This is a genomic window from Paenibacillus pabuli NBRC 13638, from assembly GCF_001514495.1.
GTDB classification, from domain to species: Bacteria; Bacillota; Bacilli; order Paenibacillales; family Paenibacillaceae; genus Paenibacillus; species Paenibacillus pabuli.
Genome location: NZ_BCNM01000006.1, coordinates 157894 through 174144 on the forward strand (window position 1 = coordinate 157894; position 16251 = coordinate 174144).

Annotated in this window: 15 protein-coding genes and 2 riboswitches; of the genes, 14 read left to right on the forward strand and 1 reads right to left on the reverse strand. The window is 49.4% G+C overall.

The window, feature by feature from the left end; all coding sequences use genetic code 11:
* The first annotated feature begins 1 nt into the window (after position 1).
* The 12 genes from pstA (at position 2) to sdaAA (ending at position 11827) form a co-directional block, all read left to right on the forward strand.
* Positions 2-889 carry a phosphate ABC transporter permease PstA gene (gene pstA / locus PPA03S_RS10650; RefSeq protein ID WP_062322790.1) on the forward strand — a complete coding sequence of 296 codons (888 nt, stop codon included), beginning with the start codon at positions 2-4 and terminating at the stop codon, positions 887-889.
* 12 nt (positions 890-901) lie between these two features.
* The gene (gene pstB / locus PPA03S_RS10655; RefSeq protein WP_062322566.1) at positions 902-1657 is read left to right on the forward strand and encodes a phosphate ABC transporter ATP-binding protein PstB; all 756 of its coding nucleotides are present in this window, start codon (positions 902-904) and stop codon (positions 1655-1657) included.
* Positions 1658-1907: 250 nt separating this feature from the next.
* Positions 1908-3032: a phosphotransferase enzyme family protein gene (locus PPA03S_RS10660; RefSeq protein WP_062322568.1), complete on the forward strand. Its 1125-nt coding sequence runs from the start codon at positions 1908-1910 to the stop codon at positions 3030-3032.
* 217 nt (positions 3033-3249) lie between these two features.
* Entirely contained in the window at positions 3250-3960 is a 711-nt protein-coding gene (locus PPA03S_RS10665) for a response regulator transcription factor (RefSeq protein ID WP_062322570.1), read from the forward strand.
* Entirely contained in the window at positions 3957-5426 is a 1470-nt protein-coding gene (locus PPA03S_RS10670) for a HAMP domain-containing sensor histidine kinase (protein WP_062322572.1), read from the forward strand. Before PPA03S_RS10665 ends, PPA03S_RS10670 begins: the two co-directional genes overlap by 4 nt.
* Positions 5427-5455: 29 nt before the next feature.
* Entirely contained in the window at positions 5456-6547 is a 1092-nt protein-coding gene (locus PPA03S_RS10675) for a LolA family protein (protein WP_062322574.1), read from the forward strand.
* Between the two features lie 30 nt (positions 6548-6577).
* Positions 6578-7072: a PH domain-containing protein gene (locus PPA03S_RS10680; RefSeq protein ID WP_062322576.1), complete on the forward strand. Its 495-nt coding sequence runs from the start codon at positions 6578-6580 to the stop codon at positions 7070-7072.
* Entirely contained in the window at positions 7065-8573 is a 1509-nt protein-coding gene (locus PPA03S_RS10685; RefSeq protein ID WP_062322578.1) for a PH domain-containing protein, read from the forward strand. Before PPA03S_RS10680 ends, PPA03S_RS10685 begins: the two co-directional genes overlap by 8 nt.
* A 218-nt stretch (positions 8574-8791) precedes the next feature.
* Positions 8792-9235 (forward strand): MFS transporter, encoded by a 444-nt coding sequence (locus PPA03S_RS10690; RefSeq protein WP_062322580.1) that lies wholly within the window; start codon positions 8792-8794, stop codon positions 9233-9235.
* Between the two features lie 3 nt (positions 9236-9238).
* Positions 9239-9457, forward strand: coding sequence for an MFS transporter (locus PPA03S_RS32790; protein ID WP_167666011.1), 219 nt, complete (start codon positions 9239-9241; stop codon positions 9455-9457).
* A gap of 372 nt (positions 9458-9829) precedes the next feature.
* Positions 9830-9952: riboswitch (glycine riboswitch) on the forward strand.
* 4 nt (positions 9953-9956) lie between these two features.
* Positions 9957-10095, forward strand: a riboswitch (glycine riboswitch).
* A 108-nt stretch (positions 10096-10203) separates the two neighbouring features.
* Positions 10204-10893: an L-serine ammonia-lyase, iron-sulfur-dependent subunit beta gene (gene sdaAB, locus PPA03S_RS10695; protein WP_062322582.1), complete on the forward strand. Its 690-nt coding sequence runs from the start codon at positions 10204-10206 to the stop codon at positions 10891-10893.
* Positions 10883-11827 (forward strand): L-serine ammonia-lyase, iron-sulfur-dependent, subunit alpha, encoded by a 945-nt coding sequence (gene sdaAA, locus PPA03S_RS10700; protein WP_062322584.1) that lies wholly within the window; start codon positions 10883-10885, stop codon positions 11825-11827. Before sdaAB ends, sdaAA begins: the two co-directional genes overlap by 11 nt.
* Positions 11828-12072: 245 nt before the next feature.
* Here the strand turns inward: sdaAA and PPA03S_RS10705 are convergent, their stop codons facing one another.
* Entirely contained in the window at positions 12073-13827 is a 1755-nt protein-coding gene (locus PPA03S_RS10705) for an alpha-glycosidase (protein WP_062322586.1), read from the reverse strand.
* 209 nt (positions 13828-14036) lie between these two features.
* Here PPA03S_RS10705 and PPA03S_RS10710 point away from each other — a divergent pair, with 209 nt between their 5' ends.
* A complete protein-coding gene (locus PPA03S_RS10710) occupies positions 14037-14720 on the forward strand; it encodes a response regulator transcription factor (protein ID WP_062322588.1) in 684 nt (227 codons plus the stop codon).
* On the forward strand, positions 14717-16237 hold the full coding sequence (locus PPA03S_RS10715; protein WP_062322590.1) for a HAMP domain-containing sensor histidine kinase: 1521 nt from the start codon (positions 14717-14719) through the stop codon (positions 16235-16237). The genes PPA03S_RS10710 and PPA03S_RS10715 overlap by 4 nt, the downstream gene beginning before the upstream one ends.
* Positions 16238-16251 lie beyond the last annotated feature (14 nt).

The following is a 16251-nucleotide window of genomic DNA, read 5'->3' on the forward strand; positions in this document are numbered from 1 at the left end:
AATGAAGGCTAAAACGGTAGATAAAATTGCAACTTCCGTTATCGTTGTGCTGGCCCTGTTCATTGTTGTTCTTCTGCTCGGCTTGCTCGGCTTCATTCTGGTACGGGGAATTGGTCAGATTAACTGGCATTTCCTGACCAGTGCACCACAGTTGCTCAAGGGCGGCGGCGGGATCGGCCCGCAGCTGTTTAACTCGATCTTCCTGCTTGTTCTGACCTTGATTATTACGATTCCGCTTGGATGGGGCGGCGGTATCTATATGGCGGAATATGCCAAACCAGGACGGATTACAAGCTTTATTCGTCTGGTGGTCGAAGTGTTATCTTCCTTCCCGTCCATCGTTATTGGTTTGTTCGGACTTTTGCTGATCGTTAACACATTTGGCCTCGGCTTCTCCCTGTTATCGGGTGCCATGGCGCTTGCCATATTTAATCTTCCACTCATGGTTCGGACAACGGAGCAAGCGTTCCGGGCCGTACCGAAGGAGCAGAAGGAGGCGGGTCTTGCACTCGGATTGTCCAAATGGAAAATTATCACTTCCATTCTGCTGCCAGTGGCTTTGCCCAGCCTGATTACGGGTACGATTCTGGCATCGGGCCGAATCTTCGGTGAGGCAGCAGCCCTGATGTTTACGGCAGGCATGAGTAGCCCGCCGCTGGACTTCACGGACTGGAATCCAACCAGCCCAAGATCGCCGATCAATCCACTGCGCCCGGCAGAGACGCTCGCCGTGCATATCTGGAAAGTGAACAGTGAAGGCATTGGTCCGGATTCCAAAGAGATAGCAGCTGGCGCTTCAGCCGTGCTTGTAATTCTCGTGCTGGCGTTTAATCTGAGTGCACGCTGGATCGGACGGGTGGTTTACCGCCGTATGACAGCATCGAAATAAGGAGGAACCAACATGGCCATACCTTTTGGTACGGAACAGTTAAGCATATATTATGGACACTTTCAGGCTGTGAAGCAGATTAGCCTGGCTTTTCCCGAAGCGAGTGTTACCGCGCTCATCGGGCCGTCTGGTTGTGGTAAATCCACGTTCTTGCGGTCGCTCAACCGGATGAACGACGAGATCGCAGGCTCCCGCACGGAGGGACATATCTGGATGGATGGCAACGATCTGAATGAGCCGGGAACCGATGTAATCAAGCTTCGTCAGAAGATTGGCATGGTGTGGCAGAAGCCTAACCCTTTTCACAAGTCCATCTACAACAATATCGCGTTTGGCCCCCGCTACCGTGGTATCAAGAGCAAGAAGGCACTGGATGAAATTGTGGAAAAAAGCTTGCGCCGCGCTGCGCTCTGGGACGAAGTGAAGGACAGACTGAACGAGTCTGCCCTATCTCTCTCGGGTGGGCAGCAGCAGCGGCTGTGCATCGCCCGCGCCCTGTCTGTCGACCCGCAGATTCTGCTGCTTGATGAGCCGGCATCTGCTCTTGACCCGGTATCTTCGGGTAAAGTTGAGGAATTGATCTCGGAGCTCAAAAAGGAGCTGCGGATCGTGATTGTTACCCATAATATGCAGCAGGCGGCACGCATCTCGGATTATACAGCTTATTTTTATCTGGGAAGCATGATTGAGCACGGGGATACGGAGCATATTTTCACCAACCCGGACAACCGCCTGACTCAGGAATATATTATGGGACGTTTCGGTTAACTGTTATCTGGGATGGAGTATGAGATAGAGATAGATTTATAGAGATAGACGGAAGCATAACACCTGGGCGAGGTCGTTCGGGGGTTATGCTTTTTTGATGTACACTTTGGATTGATTTGGGATTGTTTGCCATAATAAAAAGGATCGTGATACGATATTCGGAGTGAATATAGCGTTTTCAGAGATATGCATCATCGTTCAGAAATGGAAGGTGAAGCTTCTCTAATGTGATATAACGAAGGAGATGTGGATGATTACTACGCATACAATGTCCCATGACAACATGGCAGCCGAAATAATGAAGCTTTATTCCATGGAGAAGCCTGTGGTTTCTTTTATCCGTCATAATGAGAATCTGACGTATCAAGTCGTTGATGAAGCAACTCGGCAGAAGTACCTGCTGCGTATACATCAAGCGGCTTTTGCAAGCATGGCGGGTATTCAGCATACACAGCCAGCCCTTGAAGCCGAGATGAATCTGCTTCAAGAATTGCAGGCTACCGGTCCATTGCGTGTACAGACACCCGTCCGCAATACATCAGGAGAGTGGGTTACCCTCTGGTTGGACGAAACAGGAAAAGAGATCTGTTGTACCGTTCTGGAATGGATAGAGGGCAGGGATATTAAGCAGGGGGAGCGGCTGACAAAAGAACAAATTCATGATCTTGGCGTGCAATTGCAGACGCTGCATCAATATGGACGGCGATCAAAGGAAGCGCTCAAGCCGCAGGCAGGTCCAGAGAATTCTGAAAGTGGACAGAAGATGAATGACCATGAACAGCAAGCGGATAAGGCGATAACCTCGGAGACATCTAGTCATAGTCCTGTCTTGCAGCAAACGGGAGTACGACCAGCCTACGGATCAATCAAAGAGAATCTTGTCATGCTGGAGCAATTGGAGGAAGGCGTCAGACGTGGCATCTTTACTCCTGAGGATTTCGATCTGATTCGCGAGACGTTTGAGAACATTAACGGGCAACTCGAAACGTATCCCCACAATGCCGAGACATGGGGAGTGATTCACGGGGATATTACTCGCGGCAATCTGTTAGTGTCGGATCAGGGCATATCGATGATTGATTTTTGTTTATACGGTTATGGCTACTATCTCTTTGACGCCGGAGGTGCAGCTCTTATTTTTAATCGGGAGGAACGGGATGTCTTTCTATCGGGTTATACGGAGCAGACAGGACCACTGGCGAAGCGTGATATTCGGTTAATGGAAGGATTCATGCTGATCTTTACGTTTGGCTACTTCGCGTTTCAGATGGAGAACGAGGCGAGGCATGATTGGATGAAAGAGCGGATGCCCCTCATATGTAGCAAATTTTGCAGACCATATCTACAGAACGAGAGTATTTTCTACGAACTATGAGGTTGGTCTTTCCTATTGGATGAGTTCATCTGTATGATAAATAAATGCTAGTATATAATGTGAAATAATGAAAGGGCGTCCTGAAGATCAGGAGGCTCTTTTTGTATTCGTTTGTATTCGTTTGATGATGTATGCAGCCATTTATAAAGAAAGTATAAACTCTGCGAAGAGATGTATATTCTTCGCTACAATACAGCTATGGGAGGACGGGACAGCAATGAGAGACAGCGTGAACATACTGCTGGTGGAGGATGACCCTGAGATCGCCCGTATTCTTCGAGATCATCTGCGGCATGAGGGATATGAAGTGACTTGGGCATCAACTGGCATGGAGAGCTGGGAAGACTTCAAGGAGGGGACGTATCAGTTAGTACTGCTGGATCTGATGCTGCCGGAGATGGATGGGTTCACGGTATGCAAAAATATCAGGCTGATCAGTGACGTGCCGCTGCTCATGATGAGTGCACGGATCGAGGAAGAGAGCAAAATTAGGGGTCTTGGCCTGGGGGCCGACGATTACATTACCAAACCTTTTAGTCTGGCTGAACTCAGTGCACGCATTGAATCCCACCTGAACAGGTACCGAAGATATCAGGGTAAGAAGCTCGATTCGGGTATGCAGTCGTACAATGACGGGTTACGAATCGATACGTTGAATCAGCAGGTGCACCTTCATGCAACGAATGTGATCCTGACCAACAAGGAATGGAGCTTGCTTACACTGCTTGCCTCTCACCCAGGTCGTGCATTCACCAAGGCTGAACTCTATGAACATGTCTGGGGTCAGCCGGAATCGGGAAACTCCAGCACGGTCACGGTTCATGTGAAGAGTCTTCGAGCGAAGCTTGGAGACGAACCGCATCATCCACGCTGGGTGCAAACGGTATGGGGCAGTGGTTATCGATTTGTCGGGGAGCCCGTGGAATGAAGTTGAAATACTGGTTGATGATCGCTTTTCTCATTGTGATGTTCCTGCCTGTTGTTACTGGATGGACGCTGTTCTCGCTATACAACCATTACAACGATCAGCGAGCCGTGTCCGAATATGTGGAACTGTCCAGTCGTATGGCTCCCATCGAGCAGGCATTATCTGATCCAAGTCTGTACCAGTTGCAATCCTCGCAACCTCATGAAGAGCTCTCCAAACTGGCAAATGATCAGGTTAGCTTCAACCTCTATTTGCCATCAGGCATACGGGTATACGCATCTGAATCTGACGCACTGTCTGTGGGTGTGGGGGGTTATAACGTTAGAGGTGCGGAATTGTATCGGGATCTGTACGATATGCAATTGAAGCACCGGACCTTTTCACTCAAGAAGCCTGTATGGGAAAAGGGTGAGTTGATCGGTATTTACGAGATAACGATGCTGCGTACAGACTGGCTGGAAGGCATTTCCTTGCGCACCGCATGGGTGGTAGGCTGCTTGGTGATTTTCTTTGCTGCTCTCTATGGGACGGTGCTCTGGCTGCTATCGAGAAAACTCTTTCGTCCCATGCAACGACTGATGGAGCGAATGGATGCTTTTGCTCAAGGAACAGATGTTAAGGATTCATTCCCGGTTCGCTATGATGAAATGGGGATATTAATGCAGCAATTCGATGCGATGCAGGATACAGTCAGGCGGACGCAGATCAAAGTGAAGCAGGAGCAAAAAGAGAAAGAGCTTATGGTCGCTTCGCTATCCCATGATCTGAAGACACCATTAATGTCCATTAGTGCCTCTGCGGAAGTACTTAGCGATGATCGGCAGCTGGAACACCTTGAAAGGCGGGAATACCGGGAAGTGCTGTTTGGAAATGTGAAGCGGATGAAACAGATGATTAGTGAACTTGAGATGTATACGGCACTGGGCTCTAGTGAGTCGGAGATGGTCATGGTTGAGGTGGAAGGAGAAGAGTTCTTCGACATGTTGCTGGGAAGGTATGGGGGGCTCGCCGAGCGTGAACATGTTGATGTAAGGACGGTTGTTCGCACAGACCACCTGTACCGGGTTCATCCCGAACAACTGATGCGCCTGACAGATAATCTGATTACCAATGCACTACGCTATACGAGGACGAATGGTGTAATGGGTTTGGGGGTAATCGCTTCAGATCAGCCGCTGCCGAAATGGATCATTCCTTCGCTGGGTTTGGAGTTGAATGAGTATAGGATAGGATCTACTTTGATTCTGGTCCATAACGAAGGGCAGGCTATTCCAGGGGAACAGCTTGATCGCATATTCGAGCCCTATGTTCAACATCTGAACCAGAAGGGGAAGGGGGGAGCAGGCAGTTCGGGTCTGGGATTAAGTATAGCCAAACGGATTGCCATACGGCATGGAGGAGATATGCGTATGTGGTCATCTGAGGGATATGGGACACTGGCAGTATGTCGATTGCCCGAAATATAGAACATTCGAAACAGGAGAGGAAGATTAGAATGATGAATAAAGGATGGATGATGATTGCTACTGCCTTGCTGGCAGGCTCATTGTTTGGAGGATGTACGGAGAAGGGCATGGTCGCTATGTCAGGTGATGAGATGATCGAGAAGGTTGTATCTGCGGAAACAGAACCCGCCTCATATTATGCTGAGGGTGTGATGAAAGTATGGACAGATGACAAGCTAACTAACACGATGCATATCAAGGAATGGGTAGACGGTCAAACTGGACGAAAGCGCACGGAAACAGAGGAGAATGGCAAGGTAAGCTATGCAGTCAATAACGGAACGGAGATTACAATCTACGAAAAAGAGACGGGAACAGCGTATTCGATGGACGTATCCGACATGGGTGAACAGCCTAAACAAACCCAGAAGCAGATGTTGGTCGATCAGCTGGAACGATTGCGGGATTCCCATGATGTGGATATGAAGGGACAGGAAAAGCTTCACGGACAGGATGTCATCCATATTAAACTGACGCCGAAGGAGGAAGGTGTATTATCCATTTCTTCGGAGTATTGGGTAGATCCCAAAACGTGGATGATTGTTAAAGTCATCAGCGAGTATGGTGATGGGAAATCAGAAATGGTCTACGATCCGATTCAATATGATCCCAAATTTGCTGAGGATACCTTCGTAATCAACATTCCGAAGGGGGTTGATGTGAAGAACCTGAATGATCTGAGCCAGAGCTCGGAAGTGACCCTGGAGGAAGCGGAAAGCGCATTGGGACAACCCTTTTTGCAGTATAAGGGCGAAGGAATGAAGCTGTCGCGTATTGAGATGTCCCATACGGGTGGTGAGCTGAACCGGGATGAAGTGACCATGTATTATGTGCGCAACGATAAGGTTGAAATAAGCCTGACAGTATTCAAGTCGCCGGAAGAAAATGTGGACGAAACGCTGCTGCCCGATGAGTCGTCGATTGCAGTTCGGGACACACAGGGTTTGTATATGAAGAGTATCCGGAACATATCATGGAATGAGAGTGGGCTGCGTTACTCTGTTATGGGTGAGAATGAGGATTGGACGAAGGAGAAACTTCAAGCTTGGACAAAAGAACTGAAGCTGCCCAATCAGTCTTAATTTTATTGTAGGAGAGAGTTGAGTCACGCAATGAATAATACAGAACATAACACCGGAGAACTGCGGCGTCTCCACCCGAAAGTTAAAAAGGCAACAGCCCTGACGGCCCTGATGGTCAATGGGCTGTTGACTCTTCTTGCCATCATTTATCTGATCGTAGCATGGGTTCAGGACTGGGTACTGTGGCCGGGATGGATCAGTTTGGGTCTCTTTGTTCTGTCCCTGATCTGGTACGCCGGGGTTCTTCCCGGATTGCGTCACCGTCATTTCAGTTTTCGGGTTGCCGAAGATGAGCTGGAGATTCATTCAGGCTGGCTGTGGCATACGGATACGATTGTGCCGATGACGCGTGTACAGCAGGTGGAGCTGGAGAGCGGCCCGCTGCTGCGGAAGTACGGGCTTGCCAAAGTCAGCATCGTTACGGCTGCGGCTACACTCCACATTGCCGGCCTGGAGCGGGATGAGGCGGAGAAGCTGAAACGGAGTATCGGACATCTGGCAAAGGTGGAAGATCGCGATGAATGAACCGAAGCGACTGCATAAGCTGTATATCTTATTTCCTTTTATTAGTGCAATGAAGTCTGTTATTCCGGTCATTATTTTGCTCATTATCAAAGGCGTGAACTGGAGCGAGTTTCCCTGGTACGATTATGCTGCAGCAGTTGTATTGGTTACGCTGCCTTTTATTCTGTATGGCTGGTTTAGATGGCGTAAATTCAGCTATACACTTCAGGCAGACCGGATTGTGCTGCGCCGGGGCATATTTGTTCGGGAGGAAAAATCAATTTTTTTCAGCCGCATTCATTCCATCCAGACACAACAGCCCCTGATTCAGCGCATATTCCGGCTGGCACAGCTTAAGATCGAGACGCCAGGTGGCAATGCAGAAGCCGATGGTTTATTGCCCGCTCTGGCGATTGCAGAGGCCGAGCAGGTTGAACAGTGGTTGTACCAGAAGCGAAGTGAAGCGGCTAGAAGTGACCAAGCAGTTGTCTTCCCTGAAGGCAGTGTGGAGCAAGTTGACGTTGAGACACCAGAGGGTCCAGAGAAGAGAGAGGTACCTCCATTTGTATCCGAGCTGCCTGTACAGCGTGAGCAATTGCTTCGCCTTTCGGCCGGCAGGCTGTTTGCCGGAGCGCTTACAACGATGAATTTACCGCTTGTCGTGGTATTTGGTGCAGGGGTCTATTCATTCGCGGATGATCTGCTGCCGGATCACTTCTATGAAAGTCTGGTCGAGCAGGCTGGGCAGCTGCCAGCGATCTGGTGGCTTGGACTAGTTCCAGTCATGTTTCTGTTGGCTTGGATTCTGTCGGCTGTGCTGTTTACGATTAAGTACGCCGGATTTACCGTGGAGCAGGAAGGTGGGAATATTGCCATAGTCTCTGGTTTGCTGGACCGGAAGAAGCATGTATTTTCCCCTGGTAAGGTACAGGCAGTGGAGGTCAAGGAGGGCCTGTTGCGTCAGCCATTTGGCTATGCCGAGGTGGAGATTTATGTTCTGACTTCCGAGACTGAGAAAAAAATGATGCTCCATCCGTTGCTGCCGATGCGTGACGTGAACGAACTATTGGGTCGAATTGTGCCACAATTTGAATTGCAGCTAACTGCTGTACGGCCTCCGGCTCGCGCTCGCTGGCTTTTCCTACGTTGGAAGCTGCTTGTTGCAGCAGTGTTGGGTACGGCAGGAACCGTGTTCCTTGGTCCCATTGGTGCATTACTGTTCCTCCTTCTGCCTCTATGTGCTGTATGGGGATATGGATGCTTTAAGGATGAAGGACTTAGTATTCGTGGCAAACAGCTGATGCTCCGCCACCGGGCAATATCCCGATCTACGGCGCTGATGCGCCGCCCTCATGTAGTCACGGTTGATACGGTCGCCACGTCGGGGCAGCGAAAACGATCGTTGTTAACGGTTAGAGCTAGGCTAATGGTGAACCGGGGCGGCTGGAAAGCGACGTTCATGGAACAAGAGCATGTGAGCGTGGTGAAGGATTGGATGCGCCAGGCTTCCACCTCTGTGTAGGGATGAAAATACAAAGTGCGAAATGATAAATGAACAGATTGAAGGCTGCCGTGTTTGAAAAGGCAGCCTTTTTCTATGATTTACATCTGGAATGGTGCTGATCCACGCTGTATTTTAATATTTTGCTGCTGCGAATGAAGTTTAAATGGCAAATAATACATTTATTAGGTTTATTTTTGAGGCATAATGAAAGGGAACAAAGGGGAGGGGGTCTAGCTGTGAATGACGATCGTCAAAAGGACGATGTGACAAACAGCCAGCCAGGTGGATGGAAACATGCCGGATTGCTGCTGGATGGAGTGGGCATATCGAATCTGGGAGATTTCATATACATCGTGGCGATTAACCTCATGGTGCTGAACATGACCCATTCCCCTGCGGCTGTAGCGGGTCTGTGGATCATCTCGCCTATCACCTCGGTATGCACCAAGTTTTGGTCTGGAAGTATCATTGATCGCTATGATCAACGACAGCTGATGATTGGTGCCGATCTGATACGGGCTTTATTGGTGGCGGCGCTGCCGCTGATGTCCAGCTTATGGATGATGTACGCAGTGATGTTTCTGATCAGTATGTCTTCCTCCATATTCGTTCCCTCTTCTCAGGTGTATATTACCCGGCTGGTGCCTGCTGAGGGGCGCAAACGCTTTAACTCCTTGTAAGCCTTGATCAGCTCAGGAGCGTTTATTACCGGCCCGGCAGTCGCAGGAGTGATGCTGATTTATCTATCACCAGCGGCTGCGATTTATGCCAATGCGGTTTCCTTTGCGGGTTCTGCGTTGATTTTAATGTTTCTTCCGAAGTTGGGCATTGGAGAGCAGAACAAAGGAAGCGGAGGTCGACTGACGCCCCGAATTAATGCTCAGGATTGGGAGCAGTACTGAGCTTAAGCAAAGCCGAAGGTGACGATCGAGTATCTTCATTGCTGAACGATTAATGGTAATGGGTGCCTGAAAACCCAAACCGAACTGTGGCTCATACATACAGTGTAATAACCACAGATAGTGCACAAAGGAGTGATTGTTAAGCGGGATTAGTGTATGCGCTTTCCTGTTTAAACGTATTAACTCATTTATGTGATAAAAGCTTACAATGAATAACGTAATCATGCAGAGGAAATGGAAAAGAGCAAACATTAACAAATAAATCGTTAAGTTTGTTGACACTGATCTTCCGGTCGATTAATCTTAATGAGAAAGTAGTCAAAACTTCAATTATCATTCTGATCCAAGATCAGAATGATACCATACAGCGAATGAAAACGAGCGGGAGAGACCTGGGCAGGCTGAGATATGGCTGGCATTCAGGCACCGAAGGAGCAAGCTGCTGCGCACCCGGCGCAGCGGTTAATCTCTCAGGTAAATGTACCATCGTTGGACGCAACTCTGGAGAGTGCGCGAAATGCGCCACCCAAGGGGTATATGATCAAGCGGCAAGGTAGGCAAGGTGTGTAACCTGTGAAATCCAGGGAAGGCATCTAACGTGCTTCTTATCATGAAACTCTCAGGTATCGAGGACAGAGAGAGGGCTAAAGGCCTTCTCCTGTCCTTTTTCATGTCAACATTCAGTAATGAAGGAACATTATGGTTCAGGTCTGGATGGAATGACTATTATAAATGGAGGGTTTACGATGCGTTTTAAAGACGTTTTTTCAATTATTGGTCCGTCAATGACAGGTCCATCAAGTTCACATACAGCTGGAGCGGCACGATTGGGACGAATTGCTCGACAATGGCTGGGATGCACGCCGGAACGCGCTCGGCTTACTCTGTACGGCTCCTTTGCCGATACGTATCAGGGACATGGCACGGATCTTGCGTTAATCGGTGGTTTGCTTGATTATGTCACCGATGATCCGCGTATTCCAGATGCCGAGCAATACGCAGAGGAAGCGGGTATGGAAGTAGAGTTTTATACAAGCGGCCTACCGGCTCCCCATCCGAATACGGTCAAGATTGAATTGTGGCATGGAGAGCGCGAATGTTCTTTGATCGGTGCATCCATTGGTGGTGGCAGTGTATCGGTACATGCATTGAATGATTTCCGGGTACAGATCAGCGGAGAGTTTCCGACGCTTGTTCTGCGTCATTCAGACAAAGCCGGGGTACTTGCTTCAGTGACGTCCACAATCAGCTCGTCAGGTGTGAATATCGGTTATATGCAAGTGGATCGGAAAGCCCGGGATGGCGAAGCCTTGACTGCGATGGAGATGGATGGTGTGCCAAACCCCGAGATGTTGAATCGTCTGCGATCTCTGGATCATGTTCTTGAAATTCGCGTCATCGATTTGAAGAGAGGAGTGGAGCCGGATGCGATTTAAACATCTACATGAACTGAATACCATCTGTACAGCGGAGTCCAAAACCATTGCCCGGTTAATGATTGAGGAGCAGGTTCAGGAAACCAATACTCCAGAAGCGGATGTTGTGAGGCAGATGTCGGATTACTATCAGGTGATGAAGGAAGCGGTGCACAAAGGGCTGACAGAAGATACGACATCACGCAGCGGTTTGACAGGCGGAGACGGCAAAAAAATGGCTGAGTACATTCGCCAAGGCGAGACTTGCTCTGGGGATGCTTCTGCATTAGCCATGGCGTATGCCCTATGTGTATCGGAAGTGAACGCCTCCATGGGCCGGATCGTGGCGACACCGACAGCGGGATCCTGCGGCATTATTCCAGGTGTGTTTATCAGCTCCCAGGAGCGATTTGGTTGGACGGACGAACACTTGGTTAATGGGTTGTTCTGCGCGGGAGCGATCGGGTATGTCATTGCCAACAATTCCTTTATCTCCGGGGCCGAGGGTGGCTGTCAGGCGGAAGTGGGTTCTGCGATCGGCATGGCTGCGGGTGCGATGGTTGAACTACGCGGAGGAACACCAGAGCAGGTGGTTCATGCGGTAGGACTCGCGTTAAAAAATACATTGGGACTCATCTGCGATCCGGTTGCTGGCCTTGTGGAAATCCCATGCATCGTTCGTAACGGACTCGGTGCAGTAACCGCGCTGGCTGCTGCCGATATGGCACTGGCCGGGGTACGCAGCGCTATTCCGTCTGACGAAGTGATTGACGTCATGCTGGAGGTAGGCAGCGCAATGCCAAGCAGGCATCGTGAAACGGCTCAAGGTGGACTCGCTCAAACGCCAACGGGACGGAAAATGATGGAGAAGTTGGCCAAACCGAAGGCGAAGCGTGCCGAACCTGAGTCTGAAGCGCAGTCTTCTGCTGAAAATGAACCAGAAGCTAAGGCGTAAAGCTTTTGGCGTGAATCAGTTTTAACTGCTGGAGTCTTTTATTATAAACGGAATAAGGAACCATTTTGATATGAAAAGCCAATAAAACCCTTCCAGAAGCAGCTGGACCAGCCCGAATAAAATGAATGCCCAAGAAGCGCCCTACAGATCCGGTAACCGATCTTAGCGCGCTTCTCTGTTTTTAAATCGAGATACAAACAATCCTTCTCTTATTCAATGAGAGGCTATAGACAAAACAGGAACGTTTATCTGATCTCCGTTCTTACTACGGCATACCCATAAGCAGGCAGCTCAATGGCCAGAACATCACCATCCCTGGCTGTACGGTGGTTGCCGTCCAATAATTCGGTCCATTCCCCGGCACCTGCATCCAGTTCAACGATCGCCGTCTCCTCCGAACGATTGAACAGAATGAGAATGCGTTCCTCGTCACTCTGCCGTTCCAGAACCAGCTGGCTTCCCGCGGTACGGGCCTGGAGGAATCGAACCTTACCTTCTGCTCGCAAGGCAGGATGAGCATGACGAAGTGAGATGAGCTGTTGATAAAAGGTGAACAGCTCACGGTCCTGCTTCGCTTCATCCCACTCCATGCATTTCCGGCAGCCTGGATCAGCCCCGCCATCCAGTCCAATCTCATCCCCGTAATAGATGCACGGCGTACCCAGGTACGTGAACTGGAACAGGGCCGCCAGTTTCATTTTGCGCTGATCCCCTTCGCATAGCGTGAGCAGCCTCGGGGTATCATGGCTGTCCAACAGGTTGAACGCCACTTCGCTCGCCTGAAGCGGATAACGAGACAATTGTCGGCCGATGGAGCTCGCGAATGCTTCAGCATCCATTTTATTTTTGACAAAGAAACCATTCACAGCATCGGTAAACGGATAGTTCATGGATGCGTCGAACTGGTCACCTTGCAGCCAGGCTGAGGATTCATTCCATATCTCCCCGAGAATATACGCATCCGGATTCGCAGCTTTGACGACTCGGCGAAAATCGCGCCAGAACGCGTCGTCCACTTCGTCTGCAACATCCAGACGCCAGCCGTCCATACCCACTTCCTTGATCCAATACTCGGCGACCTTCAACAAATAGTCTTTGACCTCGGGATTTTCCGTGTTCAGCTTCGGCATGTGAGGCTCGAATCCAAAGGTCTTATAGGTAGGAATGCCATCCTTCACATCCAGCGGGAACTCGTGTACGTGGAACCAGTCCTTGTACTTGGACTTTTCTCCGTTCTCCTGCACATCCACAAATGGTGCAAACGTCTTCCCGGAATGGTTGAACACTGCGTCCAGGAGCACCCGAATGCCACGCTCATGGCATAGCTTAACCAGTCGTTTGACGGTGTCTGCATCACCGAAATGCCGGTCTACCCGCAGATAATCCTCGGTATCATACTTATGGTTGGTGGTGGCTTCGAAGATGGGGGTGAAATAGATTGCGTTAATGCCCAGCTCGCTGAGATAGTCCAGATGATTCATCACACCCTGGAGGTCCCCGCCGAAGAAGTTAAATGGTGTAGGTTCACCGCCCCAAGGCTCGACATTCTCTGGATTAAGTTCAGGGTTGCCATTGGCGAAACGCTCGGGGAAGATCTGATAAAAAACAGCATCCTTCACCCACGCAGGCGGTGTAAAAACAGCACCCGGATGAATATAGGGGAACTGAAACATCTGTCCGGGATCATCGGGTTCATGTTCCTGGAAATCCGTTTCGGACATCCAGAGCTGCTCGTCTCCGCTTTTCAGCAAAAAAGAGTACTTCAGGCGATGATAGGGAGGCTTTATTTCACCCTCATAGTAGTCAAACATGGCATCGGAGGTGAATTTGGTCAAGGGAATAAGCTCTTTGGTATTTTCCCATGCGTATTTATCGCCAGTCATGGCGTATACCTCAGTGAGATCATTCTTTTTGGCGCGAAGACGCAGACGAACGGTATCCTTGTCGTAGGCGTAGGCCCAATTCCGTTTGGGTTGATGATAGATGGCTTCCAGCAGCATGTTAAAATTCCTCCCGTCTATGCATGTAGTATGTACTTCATGAACGCTATGACATGATATTTGTGAAGCTGGAGATTAAGGTATAATACAAATAACATGAACGGAGTGTCCCATATGCGGAGCATCGTTTCGTTTATACATACAGCTTACTCCATTATGTTCAGATATATAATTAACCCAAAGGGGACTGAAAGGAAACGAATTCACAGATGAAAACAAAACTGCTATATATTGAAGACGATTTAGAAATTGCGACATGGGTCAGAGCTGATCTGGAGGAACGCGGTTATGAGGTGGTATGGCTTGGAAGCGGTGAGGGTGCGGCTGAAGCGGCCGGGGCCTGCTCGCTGATTATTTTGGATGTCATGCTGCCAGGGCTGGATGGATTTACGGTAGGTCAGCGGCTCAAAAAGGAACACCCGTCCGTCCCGATCGTGATGCTCTCAGCCAGAACGTCCATTGACGACAAGCTGCATGGGCTGGATTTTGCCGATGATTATGTAACCAAGCCGTTTCATCCCGATGAACTCGCTGCGCGAATTGAAGTTCAATTGCGGAAGGCGGGAACGGCAGTCTCGTCCGAAACGGTCGTAAAACTGGATCATCTGTCCATCTATGAGAAGGACCATCGGATCGTCAATGAGGAGACGGGGGAAGAAATTATTTTATCGGGGAAACAATTTCATATCTTCGCCTATCTGCTCAGGCATATGGGCATGATTCGTACAAAGGAACAGATCTACGAGGCCGTTTGGAATGAACCTTATCTCGACGGGGACAAGACACTAATGGTACATATTCGACATTTGCGTGAGAAGCTGGAGCTTGATCCGGCGAACCCTGCTGTTATTCAAACGATCCGCGGTGTAGGGTACCGCGTGAAGAAGCCATGAAGTGGAGATCCAGAGAACGAGAGCGGATGAAGGAAAAAGGGCGTAAGGATCTAAATTCGGCAGGGAAACGTAAGCTGCGCTTTGGAAGGTCCCTGATGTCCCGTTATATGCTGCTGATTCTGGCTGCGGTTTTATTTGTTCCGGTTGTGCTTCCGATTACATCCATCATCTATGTGGTGGTGGTGAATAATACGAATACAGACACTGCAGCGCCCTATGGAGATTCTACGAAAATCAGCAACCTGTGGTCCAGGGAATCCAAAGAACTGGATGGTACTGCCCCGAAAGAGATTCATAAAAGGTTGGAACAGTTACACGGCATATATCCAAAATCGTCGATGTACTATGTGAACAAGAAGGGCGAAACGGCATATATACTCGGAGGGGAAGACGTTAAGGTAACAGAGTCAACGCAGGCCGGAATAACGATAACTACGTTGAAGTGGTCACGGAATGACAAGAATGTGGCAGTGACCCGAATTCCCGGCCGATGGGATGCAAACTCTGCCCTCGATTTTATGAAAGAGGCTTCCTATCGTGATCCACTAACCGTGGTTTCTTTTGTGGGAGGCGACAACAAGGACAAGGGACAGGGCTTTATGGTGATTGAGGTGCCGCGGTATCTTCTGGAAAAGTCACAGAGTAATTGGCCCATGGAACTCTTGTATTTGGGCCTTTTGATGATGATCATCTTCCTGTTCTTCATTGTCATGTCGATCCTGTTCTTTGCGCGAATTCGCAAGCGACTCATTCGGCTGCAGACAGCAATGATGACTCCGGGGAAGGAAGGTATTCCGCTTCCTGTGGATATTCGCAGATCCGATGAGATCGGACAGTTGGAAGAATCATTCAATGCCATGGTCCATCAGCTGACAGACAGCCTGTACCGGGAACGGGAGGAAGAACAGCTGCGCAAGCGTCTCGTTGCGGGGCTGTCGCATGATTTGCGTACACCGCTGACGGTGATCCGTGGGCATATGCATTCTCTTCACAAAGAGTTGCTAAGTCCAACTGCGGACAGTTCATTGCGCCGAATGGAAGCCAAAATGGACGACTTGAGCGAGCTGATTGATAACATGTTGTCATATAACCTGCTCGCCAGTGGGAAATATACTTTGAAGCTGGAACAGAAGGACATCCTGCGAATTGTTAGGGAGACCGCTGCGGCTTGGTACCCTGTTTGGGAGAAAGAACAATATGAGATTGATATTGATCTGCCGGAAGAACCATTAATGTGGCAGGTGGATGAACAGGGCATTCGCCGTGTTCTTGATAACCTGTTTCAGAACGTGATTCGTCACGCAGCGAGCGGAAAGTATATCGGCATATCGACAAGTCTGGTCCAAGGAAGAGTTGCGCTTGTTATTCAAGATCGGGGACCAGGAATTCAGGAGGATTCCGATACGAAAGGAACAGGTTTGGGCTTATCCATTGTAGATCTGCTGATTCGTGAGATGGGACTGCGCAAGAAGGTGGTTAGCTCGCCGGAAGGGGTCCAAATATATATCTATTTATAGAAGCTTAACGTTCG